Origin of the sequence: Pseudomonas sp. BYT-1, from assembly GCF_023611805.1 — a bacterium.
Lineage (GTDB): Bacteria > Pseudomonadota > Gammaproteobacteria > Pseudomonadales > Pseudomonadaceae > Aquipseudomonas > Aquipseudomonas guariconensis.
In genome coordinates, this window is the sequence record NZ_CP072559.1 from 4,307,604 (window position 1) to 4,327,715 (window position 20,112).

The window sequence follows — 20,112 nt, forward strand, 5'->3', positions numbered from 1 at the left end:
GGTTAGATTTCAGACGGCTTTGGCAGAAGGCTTGAAGGGTCGCAGGCGAGTTCGCCTGCGATGCGGTAGAGCTTCTCGACGGTGATGTTGACCTCGCCACGCTCGATGCGACCTACATAGCTGCGGTCGAGACTGCACGCCAGCGCCAGTGCATCCTGGGAAATCCGGCAGGCCTTCCTCTGCATTCGGATGCGTTCCCCTAACGCCTTCGCCAACTTATCCATGACCGTCTCAATTCAACTTGAGGCGGCAATATCGTGCGTTTGCGGACGTATAGGCCACGGATTATAATCCGCATTTTCGCGCTATTTCTTCTGGTGCCCTCAATGAAATCGGCCTCGTTTATCTTCGACAGGCGTCTGTATGAGCTGCTTCAGGAGCCAGGGCGTACATCGTTTACGACCCGCGAACTGCGCGATGCCTATGCCGCTCGCTTGAGTGGCACACAATTCCGTATCGCCGATGTGCGCCGCTATGTGTATGAGCAGATTCGCCGATTAGTGCGCGCGGGCTGGGTTTCACCGGACGAGGACCGCCGTGTTCGAGGGCAGGTTTACCACCTGCAGCCGATTCCGACACATCTGCAACTCGAACTGATAGACAACGGTTTTGAGAACAGCCTGATGGCCGCCGGAATGCCCGAGCCAGGCACAGCGGTACGCGATGCGGAAGCTTTGCCGCTTGAGTCGTCAGCCAATACGGATTTGCAGTTGGAAGCGCTCCACAAGGAAATCCGCTTGGACTTTCTCACTTCAATGGGCGAGGCAGAGCGATTCAAACTGCTTCTGGAAGAAATGCCGCATTTACGGGACAAGCTTGAAGGCGATTACCTGGAAGCCAGGGATCGCAGTTCTCGCCTCTTGGGGCATCTGCGTGCCATCGAAAAGACCCTCAAAACGCTAGCTGCGCCACGATGAGCCGCTCGCTACGGAGCTGGCAGAACAGCTGCATCACTCGGGCGTTGGAGCACTTTACCGTCACGCCGCACTTCTTCTGCCAGGCAACGCCGGGAGCCGGAAAGACGCGCATGGCTGCAGAACTGGCCAGCCGACTGCTTGAGCAGGACAGGATCGATTTGGTGCTGTGCTTTGCGCCGTCCTGCCAGGTCGTGGAGGGTTTTCGTTCGACCTTTGCGGCTGTGCTAGGCAGGCGCCTCGACGGCCAGATAGGTGCCGTGGGCGCGGCTTATACCTATCAGGCCATGGAATACCGTGATGAGGGATTCTGGCAGCTTCTCGATGACTACCGGGTGTTCGTGGTCTTCGATGAGATCCACCATTGCGCCGGCCACGATCCGCTGCTCAGCAATGCCTGGGGGCAGCAGATACTGCATCGGATACAGGACCGGGCTGCCTTCACGTTGGCCCTGTCTGGCACGCCCTGGCGTTCGGACGATAAGGCCATCGCATTGGCTCGTTACTCTTCGCCCGAGGGGCATTTGATCTGTGATTACCGTTATGGCTTGAAAGATGCCATTGCCGACGACGTGTGCCGATCACCTCGCATTGTGTTGCTCGACAATCAGAAGGTGAAACTTACGGAAGAGCTTGGCGCGGATAGCTCCGTGAGGCTGTTTCCCAGCATCGCCAAACTGTTGGGCGAGTCACCTGTCACCTATGAGGAACTGCTGCGCCATGATGAGGTGATCAACCCAATCCTCGACCTTGGCTGCAGCAAGCTGAACGAGCTACGCCAGATCAAGCCTGATGCCGCCGGTTTGGTGGTAGCCACCGATATCGAACACGCTCAGCAAATAGCCCTGGCTCTAGAAGCAATGGGTGAAGAGTGTCGTATCGTGACCAACAAAACCCCGGATGCGCAGCAGGTTATCAATGCATTCCGGAGCAGCGCCTGCCGCTGGATTGTCGCCGTCGGAATGATCAGCGAAGGGACCGACATTCCCCGCCTGCAAGTGTGCTGCTATCTCAGCCGTATCCGCACTGAATTGCATTACCGGCAAGTGCTGGGGCGAGTGCTGCGGCGCACAGGCGAGTCGGACGACCAGGCATGGCTCTTCATGCTGGCAGAACCAACGCTTCAGGGCTTTGCGGAGCGAATTGCAGATGATTTGCCGGATGACCTAGCGGTTTTGAGAGATGTGCAGATGCCTGGATTTAATCCAGGCTCCAGGCCTGAGCCGATGGGCACTTTGGGTCATGTCGAAGGTTTCGACGGTGTGGGGTTGGGTAGTGCAGAACCGGGTATTGGATCGCAGCCTACGAACATCATTTCGCTGGGTGGCTATGCAATTGAGCCCGCTTACCAGGTCAGTTTTTCCCAGCATTATCGGCAGCAGCTACTGGCTTGTTTTTGATGCTCAGCCAGTCAAGGCTGATCCAATGATGTTGGTGTTCATGAATCCATAACCGGCCGGCGTCGTGTGGAAAGCAATCGTGAGGTGTGCATGGAGATTAAGTCGCAGGCATTGGTCGATGTCGTTGAAGATGTGATCTGCGACGTGTGCCGCTCTGGCACGCGTATTCCCGGCTATGGTCCCCAATACGGCAAGCTTGAAGCCCAATGGGGATATGGCTCCCAGCATGATGGGCAGCACTACCGGGTGCATCTCTGTGAGCCCTGCTTTTTCAGGGTGCTGAGTGGGTTGCGTCGGGAGCGCATGGTCAATGGTATGTTCGATGATGATCAGCCATTTGCTTCCGAAGATTTTGGTCTGGTCAGCAAAGACAACTACTGGGGAAAGAACTGATTGTAGGGCTGAAAATCCATCAGCCGCACCACGTCGAATCGCGGACAAATTAGGGGTAAGCGCGCGACTTGCCCGCCCTGGTCTCGTAGATTGGAATAACCGAATAAGGAGGTAGCCGCTTTGACCCTTCCGCATGAAAGAACCCGGAGTGTCGTCAAGACCGAAGCTTTTCTCCGCGACCTCTCTCGTAACACCGAGCTACCTGATGACATTCGCAGCTATGCGAAAAGCCTGCTCAGACACTACCCGTCCGCCGATCAAGTTTTCTCGCTGGGGCGCCTCGAAGAGTGCCTGGTAAACGACGCTCAAGATGATGAATATCGGCGAAGGGTTATTGCGTTCCATCAGCCGCTTTTCAGTTCGTCGTTAGACTTCACGCTATAAGCGTGAACGCCACGATGCTCAGCACTGATCAAGCCCAGACGGTATCCGCTCGGATTGCGCAGCGAGTCAAGCGCCTACCTAAAGGGCAGCCGTTCAGCATTAGCCGTTTCACAGGGTTTGGAACGAAAAACGCCGTATCCAAAGCAATAGCTCGACTGGTCAACCGAGGCGAGCTCGAACGGGTGTATCGCGGGATCTATATGCGCCCTAAATCCGGACTTTACGTTGCTAGGGCTCGTCCTAACCTCTGGCAATTGATCTGCGTAATTGCCAGGCAGAAGCACCTGTCTTTACAAATCCATGGTGCCAATGCCGTCAGGAGGTTTGGGCTCAGTACCCAGATGCCGCTGATCCCGATCTATTACACCAACGGAGCCAGCCGTTCAGTATTCATAGGGAAGGCGGAAGTCCGGCTGATACATGCGGCCCCTATGGTCATGCAGCATGCAGGGACTGAGGTGGGGATGGCCATCAGCGCACTATTTCATCTCGGAAAAGAAGGCGCTACTTCAGAGTGTATTGCTGCAATAAAGAAAGGGCTCAAGCCTGAAGACTTTGCAAAATTAATGACCTGCAGAATGCCAAAGTGGATGCGCATGACGCTGAAATCCAGCTGAGTAACTTTGCTTAGCCGGCAAGAATAATATGCCCTCTCGAAACTAATTCTTGCGCAACATCACCCTGCGCGCCTGTATAAAAACAAAACTATCAACCCGCTATCAGCAACCGTAAATAGGTAAAACACCCACACCAGCGCGATCTAGATGAGTTATAAAGGAAGCAACCACGGAGTATAAGACAGCACCAAAAAAAACCAATAACTAGACACCAAACAATCATTACCCAATAAACACCAGCCAATACGAGAAACAAATACTACAAAACGACGTGAAGTGGGCTAATATCGCGCCGAGTGACCAATGAAAAATAATTTGCTTTCCGCCCAACAATAATCATGATCAGCGAACATTTATGATGAGTTGCTGCGCGCTGCCATTCGCTTAAGTCTAAATTTGACGGCGATGGATAATCTTCGGGATGGGTATGCCACTCACCCAAGTAATTCTCCTCCCCCTTGCTTTCTAGCCAATGTCTTTTAAGCAAATCAGAGTGCCCTTTTTCTACACGCTCAAATCGGAACCTTGATCGCTTATCCGAAATTTGGGGCATCGTAGCGGCAGTAACTTCAAAATGCTCCCCCCTTCGTATGCCAATCAATATCCCTCCAGACTCTGAATCTTTCTTCCCTGCCTGCCTATAGCGGGTGACCAAATCCATAACTGATGAGTTCACGACTACTAGCCGCCCTGAAACAGAGTCCCTTAATGCGAGGGGTTGCATATTTCGCAGTTCGCACGTTGCTGAGGAGAAATGGGTTTCACAAGTTTACCTTGCGCATTATCCAGAGTAATACTCCTCAAAGTAGGCTTGGACACCCCATTCGCCCAATCAAGAGAGATTTCAGCAGCGAGTGAGGCAGCATGCAGAGCCGCAGAAGCAGGAAATGGGACTAGCCAATCGCCACATCCCCCTACATTCTTAACCTCCATCTTATAGTCTCGCCCCATGACGGACAGCTGGCCACCAGGCTTTGTATGCTCCAAACAACCTATACATGCCTGCTTGGGGTCGTGTAATAAATAAGCTTGCGCCCCACAACCGGCCCCGATAACCCATGAAAATACAATAGGAGGCAGCTTTCCTGATAGAAAGCTTTCACCTAAATATTGGGAGAAAGCCTCGTTACCAGTAGCATCTACGACCAAACTGACTTGCGAAAGAGAACTTAAACCCCTAACTCTCTTAGGTATGAAACTCACCTGTACTTCTGGATACTTAGCTCGCAGCTCCGCACAAAGAGCAGCGGCTTTATTTTGACCAATATATTCAAAACCGAGAAAATGCCGTCCCAAGTTCCCCACAGATAGCTCATCATCATCAATGAGCACCAGCGAGCCACCTAGAAACCCTGCACCCGACTTTACAAGCAAATCAGCTAAGTACCCACCAATCGCACCACAGCCAACCAAAGAAATGTTTTTCCCAGCCAATCCTGTAACCCCGCCTGCCAAGTTGCGGGTTAACCAAGATTCAGCATCAACCGGAACACACCCCAACCTAGTAACCTTAACATTTTTTGGGTAACTTTTTAGAGCAGAGCGCATAAATTGATCAGCTGACTTAGCTTTAATGACTTTCCTAGCGATAGAAAGATCAAGCAGAACTGCACAGGAACAATTTGGCGCACGAATCAAAAGAAGCACAAGATTCTGACGAAGCCTGTAAGCGTCTTTCAAAACAGACATTAAACCACCATGGGCTCTATAGTCCGCAACCTGAAGCCACTGGGAGAGCAGCTTGAGATCTTTAGGCGGCCACTCTTCCGAAATCCCCAGAGGGGTATCTGAATCTACGACGCGCAAGGTTAGATCTGAAAATAACTCTTTTCCACCCCAAAATTTATACCGTGCAGCTAGAGCCTTAGCGTCATCCCCCAATACCCATAACTCGTCACGCCCTTCAATACTTGGAAGACTCACTATTGCGAAGTGCTCATAAACGCCTTCAGATTTTGACTTTGGGATATCCAGTAGCAGATCAGCCCCACCCCAGTAGATCAAAAATTCATCGCGAGTATCAGAGAGGGAATCACCATCAACCAGTCGCTCTAGAAGCTGCCGGGCCAGCTCCAAACACCCTAAGACTGCTCCTCCGATATTATTCCTAGGGAGGTAAGCTTGATCTTTCCCCAAGTAGCAGAGAAAACCATTTGGACTGATATGAGCACATACTTTTGGAAGCCCAACTGGACGTTCAAGAAGTTCGATTGATGGGATAGAAACGAGTGCCACATCCGACAGATGCAAGCGGATAGGGATAGCACTTCCCTTGGGATGGAGAAAACCGCTGTATATTGGATAAGGGGAGCTTTGCAGTAGTTCAAACCCGTTACCAACCAGCGCGGCATGGACTTTGCTCAACTCCACAATTCACCCTGCCGTCATGATTCCAACAGGGGACACCGCCTTCGACTTGTCAGCTGGAGTACTTTGAACCGTATCAATCACTACTCGCCCTGGATCATAGGGAACACGATTACCGAAGGCATCGCGCAATAATCTACAGGCCTGCTCGGGGGAGTTTGAGCGGTAAATAGCCTCATCCAGTTGTTGGCCTAAGCGAGTAAGCCGAGCCACTACATCAGCGCGTATGCCATCTTTATCCAGGCGCGCAGCAAGATCCTCCTGCTCCTCGACGGGCTTCATGGCCGTCGCTGGGTTAAAGACTTTGCCCTGAAGAATCTTGGGTAGTGCCTTTACTACCTTTAGCAAAGCAAGGTCATCCCGCCTAGGAACTGCCACATCGAGCGCCTTCGCAACAGCAACCATCAGAAGAATCGACTTAGGGTCTTCGCCTTCCCAGACCTGATAATCGCGCCAGCCCTTGATGTACCGCATGAGGCGCCGAAGCTGCTCGGTTTTCAACGCCACCTCAGACTCGACCCAATCCTTTATCGGTCGAGGATCATTATCGCGCCAACCCCGATCTTTGGTGGCCATAAGCACGCCATGAGTAGGCATCAGATCCCAATTATCATCCTCCTCTAGCTGCGCCTTAGCCAATACGCTGTCAAAAGCATTACAGATGGCTAGAGCTCTGCTTTCCCTGAGCTCCTCGAACTCTTCATCCGGGATACTATAAGCGGGGACGTCAATATGCTTGTCGCTTGCGATCTCGAGACGCGTGCAATTGGGATTGTCATCAATTAGCTTCCAGCCTTTTTCATCCGCTAGGTCTTGCAATACCTCTTCAACACACGTGAAGAGCACATTGCTCATGACAGATGGTGGGGTGGCTTCGAGATAGCTAAACGGTAGATAGGTTCCGTCATCAAGATCCGCCTGCTGCGGATCTTTACATGGCGCATTAAGCGTCTTGTACGCCCAAGAGCCTTGAGTAAAGAAGCGCGGTTTACGCACCTGCTGGTCACTCCCCAACGCCCGCTGAAGCAGGGCGGGCAGCCTAGTTCTAAGCCGATCACGGATTTCAGTACGAGCGCTCTGCATGTGTTCACGCTCGTCGCTCGCGAGCGTCAGCCCGGCAAGAAATGTGTCCGTGTAGACAGTGCTATCCAACAGGCTGTGCAGGTTGAAGGCTGGCATACCATCGCTCCATTGACCTTAGGGCGACACCACTATATGGTGTGTCAGCCATGGATGTCCACCACAACATAGAGGATTGTCATGTACGCGGTCTTCGGCCTCAAAAACCTAGTCCTAGGCTTGCTCGCGCTGATTGCCCTGATCTTTTTCGGATTCATCTGGTGGCTATCACCTCAGGACGCCATAGGCCTAATATCCTTGCTGTGGAAGGTCGCCAGCATTACGGTTACCGCAACATTCATCCTGGGTAACATACGCCCAGTCTTCAAGCATCTCTGGAAGCTTGGAGAACTTTGCTCCAGTAGCTTGTTCCCTGATCTATCGGGCTCATGGAAGGGTTACCTGCGCTCAAATGTCTCAGTACATGATGCGATCCAAGCCGCAGCGCTCTCACCCGATCTGAAACTCAATCTGAATGAACCCCAGGATGTTGATCGCATTGAGCTTGAGCGCTTCGAGGCCGAGCTAGAGATCAAGGCGACGCTCAGTCGGATCACCCTAACGATGGTGGTTCAAGGACGGAAGGGAGAGTCCCGATCCTATAGCCTAGTGTGTAAGCCCAGGGTTTCTATCTATGACGAGCCACACCGTCTGACGTACGTCTACCGCTCGCAATTGACTGAACCCTCAGCAGATGATGAATCGAATCACATAGGGGCTGCAGAGCTCGAGGTTCTCCGCCAAGGCAATCAAATCATCCTCTCCGGGTTCTATTGGACTGCTCGAAATTGGAGAAACGGACGGAACACCGCGGGCTTGATGCATTTCGAACGCGCCTAGCAAGAATATGTGGAATGGAGCGACGGGACGCAAAAAAAATTCAGCGGTACTACCGTATACTTTCACGCCGAAAAGGAGCCTGTTTATGGCCCAATATTTACGTTTTCAGCCTCTCACGGCCGACAATAGAAGCTACAACCTGCGATACAAGGGGGGCTCAGAAAAGTTTACGATTTGACGCTCGGCGTTTTGCCAGTAACACCCCATGCCGTGGGAGGCGCCTTAAGGCGCCGCTTGCGGCATTTTTGTATCCGCGTCATCGAGAGACTCTGCCCTCTGCACGTCGCTTTCGCGAAGGGATAAAACAGTACTGCTCCGTGCCCTGGACGCCAGGACACGGGCTTCACTGACCCACACGGAAGACATCACGATGGCTCGGAAGAAACCTGCAACTCGCAAGATTGGCCGCAATGCCGAAACCGGCCGTTTCACCACGGTCGAAGAGGCGCGCAACAACCCCAGGACGCACATCGTCCAGACGCTGCGCAACCGCTGCCGCTAAGACCCGCCCGGAAGGCCAAGGCCCTCCGGGTGCGGTTTTTCGACGCTGACAATCCCACCTCGAAAACACAATATTTTGTGTTAGATCAAAAAATCAAACACCACATCTGCGATTTTTCCGCTAAACTCCTTCCCCGTGGAAACGACGCGTGATTCGTGAACGGACGCGCCTGATACCGGTCGAAAAATTACAGCAGACCGGCCTAGCGTCGCTCCGATCGGTAGCGAATTCCGTTATACTTCGCCCCCCTCGAAAAAGGGTTTAGCCAATGATCGACTGCGTGACACAAGCCGTACCCAACCGCTTGGCCAGCCCGCACGTTTTATCGTTGCCACACTGTATTCAGGCGTCCTGGCCCCTCCTGCGAGGCATGGACAGGCGCTGATCCGACACCTTCAAACGTGACGAGCGCGCGCGCTCACTGCCTGCCGTATCACCCTTGGGGCCTTGCAGGCGTCACCTTTTAAAATCCAATCGGTTGCCCCGCGCAACCCTCTAGCAGGAGCCAGGACCATGCTGAGCTGGGACGAATTCGACAAGGAAGACGGTGAAGTCGCCGCCAAAGGCGCCACCCCCGCACAGGCCAACGCCGCCGCCACCCTCGACAAACTCGACAGCGCCGGTGACGCCGCCGCCCAGGAAGCCCGCGCAGCGACCGCCGACGACTCCGACGCCGTCAAGCGCGCCAAGGCCGCCCTGAACGAGCTCGACATCGCCGAAGGCCTGGCCGAACTCGAAGGCTCCTCCGCCCGCGTGCGCGTTGACGAAAAGCGCATGATCAACTGCCGCGCCGACCTCAACCAGCTGGTTCCGTTCAAGTACGACTGGGCCTGGCAGAAATACCTCGACGGCTGCGCCAACCACTGGATGCCGCAAGAGGTCAACATGACCGCCGACATCGCCCTGTGGAAGAGCATGGACGGCCTGACCGAAGACGAGCGCCGCATCGTCATGCGCAACCTCGGCTTCTTCTCCACCGCCGACTCCCTGGTGGCCAACAACCTGGCCCTGGCCGTGTACCGCCTGATCACCAACCCCGAGTGCCGCCAGTACATCCTGCGCCAAGCCTTCGAAGAGGCGATCCACACCCACGCCTACCAGTACTGCATCGAGTCGCTGGGCATGGATGAAGGCGAGATCTTCAACATGTACCACGAGATCCCATCGGTCGCTAAAAAGGCAGCCTGGGGCTTGAAGTACACCCGCGCCATCTCCGACCCCGAGTTCAACACCGGCACCGTCGAGACCGACAAAGAACTGCTGCGCAACCTGATCGCCTACTACTGCGTCCTGGAAGGCATCTTCTTCTACTGCGGTTTCACCCAGATCCTCTCCATGGGCCGCCGCAACAAGATGACCGGCGTCGCCGAGCAGTTCCAGTACATCCTGCGTGACGAATCCATGCACCTGAACTTCGGCATCGACGTGATCAACCAGATCAAGATCGAAAACCCGCACCTGTGGGATGCCGCGATGAAGGAAGAAGCGACCCAGATGATCCTGCAAGGGACCCAGCTGGAGATCGAATATGCCCGTGACACCATGCCACGCGGCGTACTGGGCATGAACGCCGCGATGATGGAGGACTACCTCAAGTTCATCGCCAACCGTCGCCTGACCCAGATCGGTCTGAAAGAAGAATATCCAGGGACCACCAACCCGTTCCCGTGGATGAGCGAGATCATGGACTTGAAGAAGGAGAAGAACTTCTTCGAGACTCGCGTTATCGAGTACCAGACCGGTGGTGCGCTGAGCTGGGACTGATTGTCCAGCCACTTAGAAAAGGCTGCCTCCGGGCAGCCTTTTTATTTTGAGTTGATACCTCTGGGACCGCTCGCGTGCCAACAGTCAGGCCAGATGCGACTGGCTGCGCAGATGCTCGGCCAGCATGTCGATGAAGGTGCGCACCTTGGTCGAGCCGTATTTGCTTTCGCGGTGCAGGATGTGGATCGGCCAGGACGCCTCCTCGTACTCGGCCAAGATCACCTGCAGGCGCCCGTCCGCCAGTTCATCAGCCACCTGATAGGACAGCAGCCGGGCGATGCCGAGGCCAGCGCTGGCGGCGGCGATTGCAGCGTCGTTGCTGGTCACGGTCAGGCGCGGCTTCATGCGTACCAGCGTCGGCTCGTCGATCGCGCCGAAGCGCCAGTCCGTGCGCGGCGACAGCGCCCCGGCAGCGATGATCTGATGCCTGTGCAATTCCGAAGGATGGCGCGGTGTGCCGTGGCGCTCCAGATACTCCGGCGAGGCGCACAGTAAGCGGCGCATCTGGCCCACGCGCAGTGCCTTGAGCCCAGAATCCGGCAACTGCCCGATGCGTACAGCCACGTCCAGGCCCTCCTCCACCAGATTCACCACACGGTCGAGAAAATACGCCGACACGTCCACCTCGGGGTACTGCTGCAGGTAACGGACGATGCAGGGCATGACGAACTTCTTGCCGAACAGGATCGGCGCGGTAACCGCCAGGTCGCCCTTGGGCGCGGCGTTGATGCCGGCAGCGGCTTCATTGGCTTCGACGATGCTGGCCAGAATGTGCCGCGTATCTTCCAGGTAACGGCCACCGGCCTCGGTCAGACGCACGCTGCGGGTGGTGCGCAAGAGCAGCTTGACGCCAAGTTGCTCCTCCAGCGCGGTGACCGCCCGGGTCACGGCAGCAGGCGAAATCGCCAGGCGGCGGGCAGCGGCGGCGAAGCTTTCCTGCTCGCCCACGGCCACGAACACTTTCATTAGGTGAATCTGGTCCATGCCGCGCCCCATGCGTTGTCATAGGGCGATTATTCCAGCGCTGACGCTAGAGCTCCAGCACCAAGGGCTGCACACCTTCTTCAGCCTGAGCCGGAATGGCGCAGCAGATCAGTACGCTACCAGGTTCAGGCAGTTCGGCGGGCGGGTTCGGGTAGTGGACCTGCCCACTGACCAGTCGGGTCTTGCAGGTGCCGCAGGAGCCGCCTCGGCAACTGAACTCCGGCGACAGGCCACGGCGCTCCGCCAGTTCTAGCAGCGTGCCACTGTCCGGTGCCCAGCGGGCCTCCTTGGCAGAGCTGGCGAAGTACACCGGCACAGGTTCTTTGGCGGGCGGAGGCTGTTGCAGCGTGGGCTGATTGTCGTCGGTGTGACGACGCAAGGTCGAAGGGCCAAAGGCTTCGGCATGAATGCGCGAATCGGGCACATGCACGCTGCGCAGGCCTTCGTACAGATCCTGGGTGAAGCTGGCCGGACCACAGAGGTAGAAGTCGTAGTCGTCCAGTGCCAGTGTGGTCTTGATCTGGTCGATGCCCAGGCGGCTGGCGAAGGTGTAGTCACGGCCCTGCACCGCATGCGCTTCCGGCTGACTCAGGGCACGATGGATATTCAGCAGGCCAGCGGATTGCTTTTGGAGTGCGCCTAGCTCCTGCTGGAACGGCAGGTCAGCCAAGGTACGTCCGCCATGGAACAGATAAATGCGCCGGCCCTGCCCGCTGGCCAGTTGCTCACGGAGCATGGCGATCAGCGGCGTGATGCCGACGCCCGCGCCAATCAGCACGAGGGGGCGTTCGCTGTCTTGGTCCAGCGTGAAGCTGCCCATAGGCAGGCGTACATCTAAAAGATCACCGACCTTCAACGCTCGGTGCAGATGCCATGAAGCCGGCCCCTGCGCCTTGACACTGATACGCAAGTAACCGTCGGACGGCGCGCTGGACAAACTATAGGTGCGGATAAGTGGCGTCTGCCCTTCGGTCCGCAAACGCACGGGAATATGCTGGCCGGGCGCAAAGGTTACGGCGGCGCCGTCCCCAGGTTGCAGGTAGAACGAGCGGATATCACGGCTCTCCTGCTCGATCCGCGATACTCGCCAGCTCAACCATTGACGTTGCCGTTCACGCTGTTGCAGGCGCAGCTCGGCTTCGGCCCAGGTGCCGGTCGCCAGGCTGGTGGGGGCGTACTCATGGAATGCCCAGCGCAGCGACACGGCAGCTGGACGCAACACTACCTGTTCGACATCCAGGGTCCAGATTCGCTCGGCACCTTCGAAAGCACTGATCAGTGGGCTGTCGAGAATGACCTGGGCCTGCCCGACCACCTGAAGCATGTCGCCAGTGGCGAAGTCAACGAACAGCAGGCCTGCGACAGGGTTCACCAACAAGTTGCCGAGGGTGTTGAAATGCAGATTGCCGGCATAATCGGGGACGGTCAGGCGGTTGCCTTCGACCCGCACGAATCCGGCCCGACCACCGCGGTGGGAGACATCCACCGAGCGTTGGCCGCTTTCATGTTCGACGTAGCTGGCCACGAAGAATGTATCCGTGCTCTCGATCATGGCGCGAGCCCTGGCATCGATCGCCGTTGAATCCTGACGCCCTTGCGACGGTACGTCGACACGGGTGTATTCGCGCAATTGAATGTACTGCGGGCAGTTGCCGAACGACTGCTCGACCTCCACCTCCAACTGGCCGGCACTGGCCCTGCGAATCATGCCATTGAGGCGATTGCGCCGGCGGGTGTGCAACTCGATCCCCAACAGACCGACGGCACCGCCAGCCACCAATCCCGGCGTTGCCGGATCGTCGGCGGCAAGCTCGGTGCCGATCAGCAACTGCCGCGGATCAGGCGAGCTGACGAAGCCCTCGGGGCCTTCGAGTAGCGTCGCCCAGGGTTTGCCCTCGGCATCCACGGCACCGACCACCATGAACGGCAACTGATGGTAGAACGCGCGATGCTGGTCGGGCATGTAGTCGCGGATGACTTTTTGCCCAAATGCCTCCATGCGCTCTGCAACACCGGCTTGCTCCTGCAGCCGTTTCTCACCTGCATGCCAGGGTGATCGCATGGCGGCATTCCTCTGGACTCAGAGAGTGGTCTGCAAACCGATAACGGTGCGCGGCATCGGCACGAAGCCTGGCAGCGCCTCGATACGGGCCAGCCAGGCACGCACGTTGGGGTACGGCTCGAGCGACACGTTACCTTCCGGTGCATGGGCGATGTACGAGTAGTTGGCGATATCGGCGATGGTCGCCTGGTCGCCGACCAGGAACGGGCCCTTGGCCAGCTCGGCATCGATCACCTTGAGTAGGGTGTGGGCGCGGCCGATGACTTCATCGGTGTTGAACGAAGCACCGAACACGGTCACCAGGCGCGCAGCCGCTGGGCCGAAGGCCAGAGGACCGGCCGCTACCGACAACCAACGTTGCACGCGAGCGGCACCGACCGGATCCTCAGGCAGCCAACGCGAACCACCATAGGCCTTGGCGAGATACACCAGAATGGCATTGGAGTCAGCGATGACAGTACCGTTGTCGTCGATCACCGGCACCTGGCCGAATGGGTTGATGGCCAGGAAATCGGGCTGCTTGTGCTCGCCCTTGGCCAAGTCGACGAAGACCAGTTCGGTGGGCAGTTCGAGCAGCGACAGCATCAGCTCGATGCGGTGAGCATGGCCGGACTTTGGAAAGTTGTAGAGTTTGATCGGGCTTGGCATGTTCTGGGCTCCGGATCAGCGCCGGGAGTGGCGCTGCTGGAGGACATGCTGCACCTGATCGGTGAGCAGCAGAATCAGTGCTGTGAGCAATCCAGTATTTCGGCTGGTGGAATAATCGTGGGAACCGCGCTATCGCAGGCGTCGGATAGATCCATGCTCAGTGCCGCTGTCGCTTTTGATATAGATACAACCCCCGCGCCGCCTCGACCACCTGTGGCACGCATGCCTGGAGCTCGTCGAAACTCATCGCGTCGAGCAGCTCGAAATTATCCTCCAACCCATGCAGGGAAATGGCCTTGAGCAGGCGGTCCTGCTCCGGCGGCAACTCGCTCCACTCGGCCACCTGGGTACCGCGCATGTAGCCGAAGCACCACTCCTCGAGAATGATCGACGACCCCTCTTCGCCTTCGCTCTCTTCGAACAGCGGCTCGAAGTGCTCAAGATCATCGGCCAAGGATTCAGCCACCTGGTTGGCGTAACGCAGCATCAGTGCGGTGTAGGCCTCCTCATGGGCGGGTTTCTTGAACTTGGGGACTTTTCCACCAGCGACCGAAGGCAGCCACTGCTCAGGCATGACGGCATTCGGTGAGCTGGCCAGGGCGGTGAAAAAGCCGTTGAGTTCAGCCAGGTTGAGTACCGAATAGTCGTTGCCGTAGGTGATCAACAGATCTTCGAGACGGTCGAGTTCTTTTTCGCTGAGGGCGGGGAGCATCATGAGTGTCCTAGGGCAGAAGTCTGGGTGCACCCTAGCACATGGGGAAAGGTATAGCGGGAATTGTGGGCAGAACGACAGTAATCGCGGGTCAATCCCGCTCCCAAAAGCTGTAATGCCATGGGAGCGGGGCTTGCCCGCGGCAGACCGTCAGTCGTTAGACCGCCAGTGCGCGTTCACGCAGTTCCTGGTTCAGGATGCGGTCGTTTTCGCTGTAGTCCACCGGGCAGTCGATCACGTGTACGCCCGGGGTCTTGATGCAGTGCTCGAGCAGCGGCAGCAGGCCTTCGGCGCTTTCGACGCGGTGACCGTTGGCACCGTAGGCTTCGGCGTATTTGACGAAGTCCGGGTTGCCGTAGTCCAGGCCGAAGTCGGTGAAGCCCATGTTGGCCTGCTTCCAGCGGATCATGCCGTAGCCGTCGTCACGCAGGATCACTACGGTGATGTGCATGCCCAGACGTACTGCAGTCTCCAGCTCCTGGCTGTTCATCATGAAGCCGCCATCACCGCACACCGAGATGACCGGGCGGTCTGGGTACACCAGATGCGCCGCCATGGCCGACGGCAGACCGGCGCCCATGGTCGCCAGGGCATTGTCCAGAAGCACGGTGTTGGGCTTGTGGGCCTTGTAGTTGCGGGCGAACCAGATCTTGTAGATGCCGTTGTCCAGGGCCACGATGCCTTCGGACGGCAGGACGCGGCGGATGTCGGCGACCAGACGCTGCGGGTAGACCGGGAAGCGGTCATCGTCCTTGCCTTCGGCGATCTGCGCTTCATTGGCTTCGCGAATCGCCAGCAGGCGGGTGAAGTCCCAGTGCGAGGTGTCGCCCAAGCCTTCGCCGATCTGCCAGACGGCATTGGCGATGTCGCCGATCACTTCGATCTGCGGGAAGTACACGGCGTCGACTTCTGCGGAGCGGAAGTTGACGTGGATGACTTCGGTACCGCCACGCACCATGAAGAATGGCGGCTTCTCGATGACGTCGTGGCCGATGTTGATGATCAGATCGGCCGCTTCGATAGCGCGATGCACGAAGTCACCGGACGACAGCGCGGCGTTGCCCAGGAAGCTCGGATGGCGCTCATCCACCACACCTTTACCCAGCTGGGTGGTGACGAATGGAATGCCGGTCTTGTCGATCAGTTGCTTGAGGACCTTGGCGGTCATCTTGCGGTTGGCGCCGGCACCGATCACCAGGATCGGGCTGCGGGCGTTGCGCAGCTTCTCGATGGCCGCTTCGATGGCCACGTGCTCGGCCAACGGGCGGCGGTGCAGGCTGGGCTGGATCGGCATGGCATCGGTCTGCTCGGCGGCGATGTCTTCCGGCAGTTCCAGGTGCACAGCGCCGGGTTTTTCTTCTTCAGCCAGGCGGAAGGCTTCGCGCATGCGGGCCGGGATGTTGTCGGCCGAGGCGAACTGGTGGGTGTACTTGGTGATGGGGTCCATCATGCCGCACACATCGATGATCTGGAAGCGGCCCTGCTTGGACTTCTTGATCGGCTTTTGGCCGGTGATCATCATCATCGGCATACCGCCCAGGTAGGCGTAGGCGCTGGCGGTCACCAGGTTGGTGGCACCTGGGCCGAGAGTCGACAGGCTGACGCCGGTCTTGCCGGTCAGGCGGCCGTAGGTGGCGGCCATGAAGCCCGCGGACTGCTCATGGCGGGTCAGAACCAGCTTGATCTTCGATTTGCGCAGGGATTCCAGCAGGTCGAGGTTCTCCTCGCCGGGAATGCCGAACACATACTCGACGCCTTCGTTTTCCAGGCATTGCACAACGACATCGGCGGCCTTGGCCATCTTGCTTGCTACCTCAAGTGATAGGACGGTGGTGAAGTCCAGGAATGCGCAGCACGGTGCGCTGGCATCGCTCGGTCCGGGTGCCAGGATTGCCCCGAACCTAAGCCTTGACGCAGGGTAGGTACGGGGAAGTCACTTAATGTGGCAGCAATATTGTCGCACTTACAATGAAGCGACGTGAGGTAGCCGACGAGCAAAAGATATTTGCTGTGAGGACAGAGTTAGCACCTGTAGGAGCGGGCCTTATGCGAACCCTTAGGTGGTACATGTGCAGCAGCGCAAAGACAAAACCCCTACCTGCTCGCGCAGATAGGGGTTTTGCGAAATGAATCTTGACGATGACCTACTCTCACATGGGGAAGCCCCACACTACCATCGGCGATGCATCGTTTCACTGCTGAGTTCGGGATGGGATCAGGTGGTTCCAATGCTCTATGGTCGTCAAGAAATTCTGTTGCCAGACTGTCTTATGACACTCCAGCCAATTCGGATATGTGATCGTTGTGGTTGCGAACTTTCGGTTCTTTCGTCTTCACCACCGCAATCTGCAGAAGCAAATTGCTTGGGTGTTATATGGTCAAGCCTCACGGGCAATTAGTATCGGTTAGCTCAACGCCTCACAGCGCTTACACACCCGACCTATCAACGTCGTAGTCTTCGACGGCCCTTTAGGGGATTCAAGATCCCAGTGAGATCTCATCTTGAGGCAAGTTTCCCGCTTAGATGCTTTCAGCGGTTATCTCTTCCGAACATAGCTACCCGGCAATGCCACTGGCGTGACAACCGGAACACCAGAGGTTCGTCCACTCCGGTCCTCTCGTACTAGGAGCAGCCCCTCTCAAATCTCAAACGTCCACGGCAGATAGGGACCGAACTGTCTCACGACGTTCTAAACCCAGCTCGCGTACCACTTTAAATGGCGAACAGCCATACCCTTGGGACCGGCTTCAGCCCCAGGATGTGATGAGCCGACATCGAGGTGCCAAACACCGCCGTCGATATGAACTCTTGGGCGGTATCAGCCTGTTATCCCCGGAGTACCTTTTATCCGTTGAGCGATGGCCCTTCCATACAGAACCACCGGATCACTAAGACCTACTTTCGTACCTGCTCGACGTGTGGGTCTCGCAGTCAAGCGCGCTTTTGCCTTTATACTCTGCGACCGATTTCCGACCGGTCTGAGCGCACCTTCGTACTCCTCCGTTACTCTTTGGGAGGAGACCGCCCCAGTCAAACTACCCACCATACACTGTCCTCGATCCGGATCACGGACCTGAGTTAGAACCTCAAGGTTGCCAGGGTGGTATTTCAAGGATGGCTCCATGAGAACTGGCGTCCCCACTTCAAAGCCTCCCACCTATCCTACACAAGCAAGCTCAAAGTCCAGTGCAAAGCTATAGTAAAGGTTCACGGGGTCTTTCCGTCTAGCCGCGGATACACTGCATCTTCACAGCGATTTCAATTTCACTGAGTCTCGGGTGGAGACAGCGCCGCCATCGTTACGCCATTCGTGCAGGTCGGAACTTACCCGACAAGGAATTTCGCTACCTTAGGACCGTTATAGTTACGGCCGCCGTTTACCGGGGCTTCGATCAAGAGCTTCGCTTGCGCTAACCCCATCAATTAACCTTCCGGCACCGGGCAGGCGTCACACCCTATACGTCCACTTTCGTGTTTGCAGAGTGCTGTGTTTTTAATAAACAGTCGCAGCGGCCTGGTATCTTCGACCGGCATGGGCTTACGGAGCAAGTCCTTCACCCTCGCCGGCGCACCTTCTCCCGAAGTTACGGTGCCATTTTGCCTAGTTCCTTCACCCGAGTTCTCTCAAGCGCCTTGGTATTCTCTACCCGACCACCTGTGTCGGTTTGGGGTACGGTTCCCAGTTATCTGAAGCTTAGGAGCTTTTCTTGGAAGCATGGCATCAACCACTTCGTCGCCTAAAGGCAACTCGTCATCAGCTCTCGGCCTTGAAATCCCGGATTTGCCTAAGATTTCAGCCTACCACCTTAAACTTGGACAACCAACGCCAAGCTGGCCTAGCCTTCTCCGTCCCTCCATCGCAATAACTGGAAGTACAGGAATATTAACCTGTTTTCCATCGACTACGCTTTTCAGCCTCGCCTTAGGGACCGACTAACCCTGCGTCGATTAACGTTGCGCAGGAAACCTTGGTCTTTCGGCGTGCGAGTTTTTCACTCGCATTGTCGTTACTCATGTCAGCATTCGCACTTCTGATACCTCCAGCAAGCTTCTCAACTCACCTTCACAGGCTTACAGAACGCTCCTCTACCGCATCACCTAAGTGATACCCGTAGCTTCGGTGCATGGTTTGAGCCCCGTTACATCTTCCGCGCAGGCCGACTCGACTAGTGAGCTATTACGCTTTCTTTAAAGGATGGCTGCTTCTAAGCCAACCTCCTAGCTGTCTAAGCCTTCCCACATCGTTTCCCACTTAACCATGACTTTGGGACCTTAGCTGACGGTCTGGGTTGTTTCCCTTTTCACGACGGACGTTAGCACCCGCCGTGTGTCTCCCATGCTCGGCACTTCCAGGTATTCGGAGTTTGCATCGGTTTGGTAAGTCGGGATGACCCCCTAGCCGAAACAGTGCTCTACCCCCTGGAGTGATACATGAGGCGCTACCTAAATAGCTTTCGAGGAGAACCAGCTATCTCCGAGCTTGATTAGCCTTTCACTCCGATCCACAGGTCATCCGCTAACTTTTCAACGGTAGTCGGTTCGGTCCTCCAGTCAGTGTTACCTAACCTTCAACCTGCCCATGGATAGATCGCCCGGTTTCGGGTCTATACCCAGCGACTAAACGCCCTATTAAGACTCGCTTTCGCTACGCCTCCCCTATTCGGTTAAGCTCGCCACTGAATATAAGTCGCTGACCCATTATACAAAAGGTACGCAGTCACCTAACAAAGTAGGCTCCCACTGCTTGTACGCATACGGTTTCAGGTTCTATTTCACTCCCCTCTCCGGGGTTCTTTTCGCCTTTCCCTCACGGTACTGGTTCACTATCGGTCAGTCAGTAGTATTTAGCCTTGGAGGATGGTCCCCCCATGTTCAGACAAAGTTTCTCGTGCTCCGTCCTACTCGATTTCATTGATAAGAGACTTTCGTGTACGGGGCTATCACCCACTATGGCCGCACTTTCCAGAGCGTTCCACTAATCTCAAATCAACTTAAGGGCTGGTCCCCGTTCGCTCGCCACTACTAAGGGAATCTCGGTTGATTTCTTTTCCTCAGGGTACTTAGATGTTTCAGTTCCCCTGGTTCGCCTCTTGCACCTATGGATTCAGTACAAGATACCTAGGTTATCCTAGGTGGGTTCCCCCATTCAGAGATCTCTGGATCACAGTCTGTTTGCCGACTCCCCAAAGCTTATCGCAGGCTACCACGTCTTTCATCGCCTCTGACTGCCAAGGCATCCACCGTATGCGCTTCTTCACTTGACCATATAACCCCAAGCAATCTGGTTATACTGTGAAGACGACATTCGCCGAAAATTCGCATGTTGCTCAATAAAGAGCAGAACTCACAAATTTTACCTTAGCCTGATGGCCCACCAGTGAAAGTGGTCATCAGTCTATCTATCA

The 20,112-nt window shown here is 56.2% G+C and carries 17 protein-coding genes and 2 rRNA genes; 8 read left to right on the plus strand and 11 right to left on the minus strand.

What is annotated here, in order from left to right; all coding sequences use genetic code 11:
* Window positions 1–2 precede the first annotated feature (2 nt).
* Window positions 3–224: a helix-turn-helix domain-containing protein gene (locus J5X93_RS20185; RefSeq protein ID WP_011979093.1), complete on the minus strand. Its 222-nt coding sequence runs from the start codon at window positions 222–224 to the stop codon at window positions 3–5.
* Between the two features lie 102 nt (window positions 225–326).
* Between J5X93_RS20185 and J5X93_RS20190 the strand changes: the two genes are divergently transcribed.
* From J5X93_RS20190 to J5X93_RS20205, 5 genes are all read left to right on the plus strand, one after another.
* The gene (locus tag J5X93_RS20190; protein WP_055985793.1) at window positions 327–917 is read left to right on the plus strand and encodes a VspR family transcription factor; all 591 of its coding nucleotides are present in this window, start codon (window positions 327–329) and stop codon (window positions 915–917) included.
* Window positions 914–2,314, plus strand: a complete 1,401-nt coding sequence (locus J5X93_RS20195) for a DEAD/DEAH box helicase (protein WP_114071965.1) — start codon at window positions 914–916, stop codon at window positions 2,312–2,314. Before J5X93_RS20190 ends, J5X93_RS20195 begins: the two co-directional genes overlap by 4 nt.
* Before the next feature lie 90 nt (window positions 2,315–2,404).
* Window positions 2,405–2,707 (plus strand): hypothetical protein, encoded by a 303-nt coding sequence (locus J5X93_RS20200; RefSeq protein WP_042922498.1) that lies wholly within the window; start codon window positions 2,405–2,407, stop codon window positions 2,705–2,707.
* Between the two features lie 120 nt (window positions 2,708–2,827).
* Window positions 2,828–3,091, plus strand: a complete 264-nt coding sequence (locus J5X93_RS28335; RefSeq protein WP_041104676.1) for a BPSL0761 family protein — start codon at window positions 2,828–2,830, stop codon at window positions 3,089–3,091.
* Window positions 3,092–3,093: 2 nt separating this feature from the next.
* Entirely contained in the window at window positions 3,094–3,708 is a 615-nt protein-coding gene (locus J5X93_RS20205) for a DUF6088 family protein (RefSeq protein ID WP_250033947.1), read from the plus strand.
* 259 nt (window positions 3,709–3,967) lie between these two features.
* On the opposite strand, the gene J5X93_RS20210 is transcribed toward J5X93_RS20205, so the two are convergent.
* From J5X93_RS20210 to J5X93_RS20220, 3 genes are read right to left on the minus strand one after another with little or no spacing between them, the layout of a single operon-like run.
* On the minus strand, window positions 3,968–4,369 hold the full coding sequence (locus tag J5X93_RS20210; RefSeq protein WP_181852735.1) for a Mov34/MPN/PAD-1 family protein: 402 nt from the start codon (window positions 4,367–4,369) through the stop codon (window positions 3,968–3,970).
* 44 nt (window positions 4,370–4,413) lie between these two features.
* Window positions 4,414–6,072: a ThiF family adenylyltransferase gene (locus tag J5X93_RS20215; RefSeq protein ID WP_147264363.1), complete on the minus strand. Its 1,659-nt coding sequence runs from the start codon at window positions 6,070–6,072 to the stop codon at window positions 4,414–4,416.
* Between the two features lie 9 nt (window positions 6,073–6,081).
* On the minus strand, window positions 6,082–7,254 hold the full coding sequence (locus J5X93_RS20220; protein ID WP_114071962.1) for a CBASS cGAMP synthase: 1,173 nt from the start codon (window positions 7,252–7,254) through the stop codon (window positions 6,082–6,084).
* Window positions 7,255–7,335: 81 nt separating this feature from the next.
* On the opposite strand from J5X93_RS20220, the gene J5X93_RS20225 reads away from it, so the two are divergent.
* The 3 genes from J5X93_RS20225 to J5X93_RS20230 all read left to right on the plus strand — a co-directional run bounded on the left by J5X93_RS20225 (window position 7,336) and on the right by J5X93_RS20230 (window position 10,300).
* Window positions 7,336–8,034, plus strand: a complete 699-nt coding sequence (locus tag J5X93_RS20225; RefSeq protein WP_114071961.1) for a Cap15 family cyclic dinucleotide receptor domain-containing protein — start codon at window positions 7,336–7,338, stop codon at window positions 8,032–8,034.
* A 370-nt stretch (window positions 8,035–8,404) separates the two neighbouring features.
* On the plus strand, window positions 8,405–8,536 hold the full coding sequence (locus J5X93_RS28340) for a hypothetical protein (RefSeq protein WP_256544354.1): 132 nt from the start codon (window positions 8,405–8,407) through the stop codon (window positions 8,534–8,536).
* Window positions 8,537–9,049: 513 nt separating this feature from the next.
* A complete protein-coding gene (locus J5X93_RS20230; protein WP_043214574.1) occupies window positions 9,050–10,300 on the plus strand; it encodes a ribonucleotide-diphosphate reductase subunit beta in 1,251 nt (416 codons plus the stop codon).
* An 84-nt stretch (window positions 10,301–10,384) separates the two neighbouring features.
* On the opposite strand, the gene J5X93_RS20235 is transcribed toward J5X93_RS20230, so the two are convergent.
* From J5X93_RS20235 to J5X93_RS20265, 7 genes are all read right to left on the minus strand, one after another.
* Complete coding sequence (locus J5X93_RS20235) at window positions 10,385–11,284, minus strand: LysR family transcriptional regulator (protein ID WP_043214582.1); 900 nt, start codon at window positions 11,282–11,284, stop codon at window positions 10,385–10,387.
* A gap of 46 nt (window positions 11,285–11,330) precedes the next feature.
* Entirely contained in the window at window positions 11,331–13,346 is a 2,016-nt protein-coding gene (locus J5X93_RS20240; RefSeq protein WP_102082303.1) for a pyridoxamine 5'-phosphate oxidase family protein, read from the minus strand.
* A gap of 18 nt (window positions 13,347–13,364) precedes the next feature.
* Entirely contained in the window at window positions 13,365–13,994 is a 630-nt protein-coding gene (locus J5X93_RS20245; RefSeq protein WP_043214578.1) for a glutathione S-transferase family protein, read from the minus strand.
* Between the two features lie 157 nt (window positions 13,995–14,151).
* Window positions 14,152–14,706 (minus strand): UPF0149 family protein, encoded by a 555-nt coding sequence (locus tag J5X93_RS20250; protein WP_043214580.1) that lies wholly within the window; start codon window positions 14,704–14,706, stop codon window positions 14,152–14,154.
* A 157-nt stretch (window positions 14,707–14,863) separates the two neighbouring features.
* Window positions 14,864–16,507 carry an acetolactate synthase large subunit gene (locus J5X93_RS20255; protein ID WP_090343556.1) on the minus strand — a complete coding sequence of 548 codons (1,644 nt, stop codon included), beginning with the start codon at window positions 16,505–16,507 and terminating at the stop codon, window positions 14,864–14,866.
* Between the two features lie 330 nt (window positions 16,508–16,837).
* Window positions 16,838–16,953, minus strand: a 5S ribosomal RNA gene (gene rrf / locus J5X93_RS20260).
* A 127-nt stretch (window positions 16,954–17,080) separates the two neighbouring features.
* Window positions 17,081–19,971, minus strand: a 23S ribosomal RNA gene (locus J5X93_RS20265).
* Window positions 19,972–20,112 lie beyond the last annotated feature (141 nt).

Coding starts and splice junctions, on each gene's coding strand:
- J5X93_RS20185 (WP_011979093.1), bottom strand. CDS start 224: ATGGATAAGTTGGCGAAGGCGTTAGGGGAACGCATCCGAATGCAGAGG.
- J5X93_RS20190 (WP_055985793.1), top strand. CDS start 327: ATGAAATCGGCCTCGTTTATCTTCGACAGGCGTCTGTATGAGCTGCTT.
- J5X93_RS20195 (WP_114071965.1), top strand. CDS start 914: ATGAGCCGCTCGCTACGGAGCTGGCAGAACAGCTGCATCACTCGGGCG.
- J5X93_RS20200 (WP_042922498.1), top strand. CDS start 2,405: ATGGAGATTAAGTCGCAGGCATTGGTCGATGTCGTTGAAGATGTGATC.
- J5X93_RS20210 (WP_181852735.1), bottom strand. CDS start 4,369: ATGGATTTGGTCACCCGCTATAGGCAGGCAGGGAAGAAAGATTCAGAG.
- J5X93_RS20220 (WP_114071962.1), bottom strand. CDS start 7,254: ATGCCAGCCTTCAACCTGCACAGCCTGTTGGATAGCACTGTCTACACG.
- J5X93_RS20225 (WP_114071961.1), top strand. CDS start 7,336: ATGTACGCGGTCTTCGGCCTCAAAAACCTAGTCCTAGGCTTGCTCGCG.
- J5X93_RS28340 (WP_256544354.1), top strand. CDS start 8,405: ATGGCTCGGAAGAAACCTGCAACTCGCAAGATTGGCCGCAATGCCGAA.
- J5X93_RS20230 (WP_043214574.1), top strand. CDS start 9,050: ATGCTGAGCTGGGACGAATTCGACAAGGAAGACGGTGAAGTCGCCGCC.
- J5X93_RS20235 (WP_043214582.1), bottom strand. CDS start 11,284: ATGGACCAGATTCACCTAATGAAAGTGTTCGTGGCCGTGGGCGAGCAG.
- J5X93_RS20240 (WP_102082303.1), bottom strand. CDS start 13,346: ATGCGATCACCCTGGCATGCAGGTGAGAAACGGCTGCAGGAGCAAGCC.
- J5X93_RS20245 (WP_043214578.1), bottom strand. CDS start 13,994: ATGCCAAGCCCGATCAAACTCTACAACTTTCCAAAGTCCGGCCATGCT.
- J5X93_RS20250 (WP_043214580.1), bottom strand. CDS start 14,706: ATGCTCCCCGCCCTCAGCGAAAAAGAACTCGACCGTCTCGAAGATCTG.
- J5X93_RS20255 (WP_090343556.1), bottom strand. CDS start 16,507: ATGGCCAAGGCCGCCGATGTCGTTGTGCAATGCCTGGAAAACGAAGGC.